This is a genomic window from Macrococcus equipercicus, from assembly GCF_024205945.1.
Taxonomy (GTDB): Bacteria; Bacillota; Bacilli; order Staphylococcales; family Staphylococcaceae; genus Macrococcus; species Macrococcus equipercicus.
Genome location: NZ_CP073814.1, coordinates 1 through 3441 on the forward strand (window position 1 = coordinate 1; position 3441 = coordinate 3441).

Sequence of the window (3441 nt, forward strand, 5' to 3'; positions counted from 1 at the left end):
GATTGGGTTTAGGACTCTTTTTCTATTACAGATCTTTGTAATCAGAAAGGGAGTTTTTTAATGGAAAAAGAACAATTGGAAGAAAATTGGGAACCGGCCCTATCTAATAGCCGGTTAAGTGGTCAAACTTTGGGAAAAACGGAACCGAAAATAAGTTTTGATAGCATGACAATAGTAGGCGATCTAGCTAAAGATAAAGCAGAATATATGGCTGATTTATTGGGTAACAGTCCATTTGTACAATTATGGGATTGTATGACACATAAATTCAAAGGACAGATATTTACAAATAAAGTTTATATAGAACATGATAGATTCAAAGCTGATGCATGGGACAGAAGAAATTTTAGAATTGAATTCAATCCAAATAAATTGGCAAGTGATGAAATGGCATGGATTAAAGATAAGATATTAATCGCATTAAGTAATATTGGATTTACACGCTTAGATTTAGCGTTTGATTTTGAAGAAGATTTATCGGATTACTTTGTTATGACTGATACATCTGTAAAGAAAGTTTTCTATTATGGGCGTAGTGGTAAAGTTGAAACAAAATATTTTGGAAGAAGAGATAGCGACAGACATATACGTATTTATAATAAAAAACAAGAACGAAAAGATATTGCTGATATAGATTTACAGATTGAAAACTTTTGGAGATTTGAAATTGAGTTAAAAAGAACACTTGTTGATGAGTGGAAAAATTGTTTTGATGACTTTAGTGTTTTAAAACCTGCATGGGCAACAGTAGAAAATATTAACGAACAAGCAATGATTTATTTTCTACTTCATGAAGAAAGTAAGTGGGGGTCATTAAGTAAAAATACTAAATACAAATATAAAAAAATCATGAAAGAAATATCTGATGTTGATTTAACTGATTTGATGAAAATGTCTTTGAAAAAAGTCGAAAATAATTTGCAAAAACAAATCGATTTTTGGCTTTACTGAATGAAAAAATGATAAATTTTTGAATGAATTATCGCCTACTTTTTGGGGCGATCTTTTTTGTGCCTGGCACAAAAAAGGATTGGTTTTTTGACACGTAGTGTCAATTTTTGCGTCAGCAAAAACAAGCCTCGCAGAGCACACGCCTTAATGATTTATTGTAACGAAGTGAAAATAAGTCTAGTGTGTTATACTTAATAGGTATTATGATGGCGGATTGAATTTTGATAGGGGGTTAAAATTTGAGTTATTCAATCATTAGGGTCGAAAAAATAAAAGCAAAAACGAATACGACAGGGATTCAAAAACACGTCCAGCGTGAGAATAAAAATTATAATAATCCCGATATTGATTCTGAAAAAACGCACTTAAACTTTGATTTATTGAATCAGAAAAATATAAATTTCAGCGAAGAAATTGAGAAAAAAATTACAGAAAATTATAACGGAAAAAGAAAAATTCGGACTGACGCAGTGAAGCATATTGACGGAATTATCACATCAGATGATAAATTTTTTGAGCAGAAATCTGATTCAGAAATTAAAGATTTCTTTAAAAATTCTTTGGAGTTTTTAGAAAAAGAATACGGTAGAGAAAATCTGCTTTATGCGACGGTTCATCTTGATGAAAAAGTGCCGCATATGCACTTTGGATTTGTTCCGCTGACAAAAGACGGTAGATTATCCGCTAAGGAAATGCTGGGGAACAAAAAAGCAATGACGGAGTTTCAAGACCGTTTTAATGATTTCGTAAATGAGCGTGGTTTTCGTATGGATCGTGGCACGTCAAAATTGATTTCGGGCAAGGAAAGAGAGGAAATTAATACTTTTAAGCAAATAACGGGCTACCACAAGCAAGATATGGTCGCTAAAGGACAGGAACTGCATGATTTAAGCGTTGAATTGGACAGAGTGAAAGAGGACTATCAGAATGCTGTAGAGATGCTCAGAGAGCCTGTGAAGGTTAATTATGAGGAGGAGCATAAGAAAACGGGTCTATTTGGCTCAGAGATGGCTAAAACGGGCAATTATATCGTTTCTGCAGAGGAATTTGACCGATTGAGCGAACAGGCAGAAGCTGCACAGCAGATTTTAAATCGGTTTGCATATGTAAATAAATACGATATTTTAGACGAATTGGAAAAAGAGCGGGAGAAGAATAGGCAGTTAGAGAAGAAAAATAGGGATCTGAATAAGGAATTTATCAGTGCGAGGGATACCGCTGCTATACTACTTAATATGATTAAAAAGATTTTCGAAACAATAGAAAATCTTTTAGGAGTAGATATTGCTAAAACAGTGGTCAGTGAGAATTTTGATAAATCTGAGATGAAATATTTCAATAAAATTAATGAAATTCATGGACAGAAGAAAGATTTAAATAGGGATAGAGGGCAGCAGAGATAACTTTGGAGGACTTTTATGCCGAGAAAACTTTTGTGCTTGGAGGGGTTCCCCTTGATACACTTAGAGCCGTTCGGCGTGGTGGCGAAGCCATCAATTCAGCCGAACATAGGCTCTTGGGGGTCAGGGGGAACAGAGGCTCCAAGTCAAAAGGAAATTGGAATAAATATCAAATTATCGTTGTTATATTAAAAGTAGAAAGTTGGGATTTCATAAAATGAAGAAGGAAATTAAAGAGTGGCTTATTGCGTTATTAGTAGCATTATCTGTATATTTTTTAATTACTAATTTCTTAATGGTGATATATACTATTAGCGGTGATTCCATGTTTCCAACCTTTAAAGATAAAGAAAAGGTTATAGTGAGCAAAATCTCTAAGACTCTGAATCATATTGATAGAGGAGATGTTATTGTTTTTCATGCAAATAGAGAAGATGATTATATAAAAAGATTAGTAGGTTTACCTGGAGATAAAGTAGTTTATAAAGATGATGTTTTATATATAAATGGTCGAAAGGTTGAAGAAGAATATCTAGATGAGAACAAAATTGCAAAAAAAGGGGAGTTATTGACAGAAAACTTTACAGTCAAAGAACTAATAAATTCTGATGGCACTGACATTATTCCTAAAAATAAGTATTTAGTTTTAGGAGATAACAGAGAAATTAGTATAGACAGTAGAAGATCATTAGGGCTAATAAACAAAAAAGATGTAGTAGGAAAAGTTGTATTAAGATTTTGGCCGTTTGATTATTTTCATTATAATTTTTATCCTAATTCGTATGATGAAGTAAATAAAGAAAATTAAAATAAAAAGACTGCATATGAGCTGATCTCATATGTAGTCTTTTTATTTTTTAAATATATAATCATTTCCACAGATTTTATAAGTAGCTTGCAGTTATTGTTATTAAACTGTTAAAGTTAAATTAAATAAAAAAAGAGTCCTAAACCCACTTGCTTTGGTCGGCGAGGGTTAAGGACAAAAAAATAATCTCACAACAGTTATGTCAGTGAAATGTGTTTTTGTATTAAACTATACCCAAATCATAAATTATTTAATGATTTTTATCAAGATAGAAATTTGATT

The 3441-nt window shown here is 32.1% G+C and carries 3 protein-coding genes; all 3 read left to right on the top strand.

The genetic code is table 11. From position 1 onward, the window contains the following. Positions 1–60 precede the first annotated feature (60 nt). The 3 genes from KFV11_RS11610 to lepB all read left to right on the top strand — a co-directional run bounded on the left by KFV11_RS11610 (position 61) and on the right by lepB (position 3159). Positions 61–951, top strand: a complete 891-nt coding sequence (locus KFV11_RS11610; protein WP_254250647.1) for a replication initiation factor domain-containing protein — start codon at positions 61–63, stop codon at positions 949–951. Positions 952–1190: 239 nt separating this feature from the next. Further along, positions 1191–2354 (top strand): MobV family relaxase, encoded by a 1164-nt coding sequence (gene mobV / locus KFV11_RS11615; RefSeq protein WP_254250648.1) that lies wholly within the window; start codon positions 1191–1193, stop codon positions 2352–2354. 214 nt (positions 2355–2568) lie between these two features. Continuing rightward, positions 2569–3159 carry a signal peptidase I gene (gene lepB / locus KFV11_RS11620; protein ID WP_254250646.1) on the top strand — a complete coding sequence of 197 codons (591 nt, stop codon included), beginning with the start codon at positions 2569–2571 and terminating at the stop codon, positions 3157–3159. Positions 3160–3441: the final 282 nt, after the last annotated feature.

Excerpts from the sequence above, each read along its gene's own strand:
- KFV11_RS11610 (WP_254250647.1), top strand. The coding sequence starts at position 61 with ATGGAAAAAGAACAATTGGAAGAAAATTGGGAACCGGCCCTATCTAAT.
- lepB (WP_254250646.1), top strand. The coding sequence starts at position 2,569 with ATGAAGAAGGAAATTAAAGAGTGGCTTATTGCGTTATTAGTAGCATTA.